At 52.1% G+C, this 1,748-nt stretch carries 1 protein-coding gene; it reads left to right on the forward strand.

The window, feature by feature from the left end; genetic code table 11:
• Positions 1–99 precede the first annotated feature (99 nt).
• Positions 100–1,748 (forward strand): caspase family protein (locus AC2FNE_RS24615; RefSeq protein WP_496806567.1); only part of this gene is annotated, 1,649 nt, incomplete at its 3' end.

The raw sequence follows: 1,748 nt of genomic DNA on the forward strand, positions 1-1,748 counted from the left end.
TTCCGCAGAAAGCTCATCTGAAGTGCATTGTTGGTCGAGTTTTTGTTGAAGATCTGAGTTTGTGATATTGTGGAGTTTAATTGTTGATCGGAATTTGTTTTGTTTAGATACGTCTCGACATGGCTGGCTGCGAGTTTTTGCGTATTCATCGCCTCGGATGTTGTCGCCGAGGAAACTCGAGTAGCCCTTGTTATCGGAAACTCGGATTACGATCACGTTGCCAATCTGCCAAACCCTGAAAACGATGCCCAGGACATCGCTGCAGCGCTAAAGAGGCTGGATTTCGAGGTCACAATTGGAACCAATCTGGATTACCGTGAAATGCGCCTTGCCCTTCGTGATTTTGCCGATGCCTCCCGCACCGCTGACAAGGTCATGATCTATTATGCCGGGCACGGCATCGAAATCGAAAACAATAACTATCTCATCCCGATAAACGCTGAACTGCGCAGCGACATAGATGTCGACTTTGAGGCCATACGCCTGGATACTGTAGTGAACTCAATCGCCCAATCTCCCGGATTGAAAATCGTGCTTGTTGACGCGTGCCGTAACAACCCGTTTGTGACTGACATGATCAGAACAAGTGCTACGCGCAGCATTGGACAAGGATTGGCCCGAATTGATCCGGGCGGTGTTCTTGTCGGATACTCGGCACGGGGCGGGACGCTGGCCCTCGATGGTGACGGTCGTAACAGCCCTTACGCCTCCGCCTTGCTAACGCATCTCGAAGAACCCGGGCTTGAAGTGGGCAAGATGTTCCGCAAAGTGCGAGACAGTGTGTTCCAGGCGACCGAAGGGTATCAAGAGCCTTTCACATACGGATCGCTACCGGGATCTGATCTCTTCCTGAAGGAACCTCTGCCACCCGACCCGAAAAAGCAGATGTCGGAGGCTGAAATCGCCATGGCAGCAGCGCAGATTAATAACGAACTTGCCTCGGATTATACCCAGGCTGAAAGCCGCGGAACAGTTTATTCCTGGGAAAAATTCCTGGAAAAATACGAGGCGCACTCAGAGCACTACCTTGTTGCTTTTGCGAAGGACAAGCTGGAAGTGCTGCAATCCGAAGCCGAAGCGAAACGAAGAAAGCGAAACAGAGAGCCTTGGCTGAAAGCGAGCTTTCCGGACGGCAAGCTCGAAGCTGATCTGACGCTGGAACAACGAAAACTGGTGCAAGAAGCATTGAACATGATGGGGCAGAACGTCGGCAGCGTGGACGGCGCCTTCGGTCCCAGAACCCGCAATGCGATCTCTACGGTTCGGGTTGCCAACGGTCTTTATCCGGGAACCCGAGTCGATATTGCATTCTTGCGCTTGCTGCCGGACGTACCCGCGATCAAGGCGCTTCAGAGCGACACCGCGCGTGCTTATAAGCAGGAAGAGATGCCGGAGGCCATGGAGGAAAGGTTACAGAGGGCACTCAAAATCCTTGGTCGCAGCGAAGTCGTTTTTGGATATTTCGAAGGGCATCTTTATCTTGTTGCGCATCGGAGAATGAACTTTTCTCAAGCCAACGGCCTTGCCGAAAAGATGGGCGGACACTTGGCAACAATCGGCGACGCCAGAGAAAATCAGTTCATCTATAACCTTGTAAAAAACGACAAACGTTTCTTTAGTACGGACAGCGTAGGAAATATTCACGGCCCAGCTTTCGGGCTTTATCAACTGCCTGGCAGCAACGAGCCGTCTGGCGGTTGGGTTTGGAGCACAGGTGAGCCACTCACATATACGCGGTGGTCGAAGGG

It is taken from the genome of Ruegeria sp. YKSD179 (assembly GCF_059612885.1).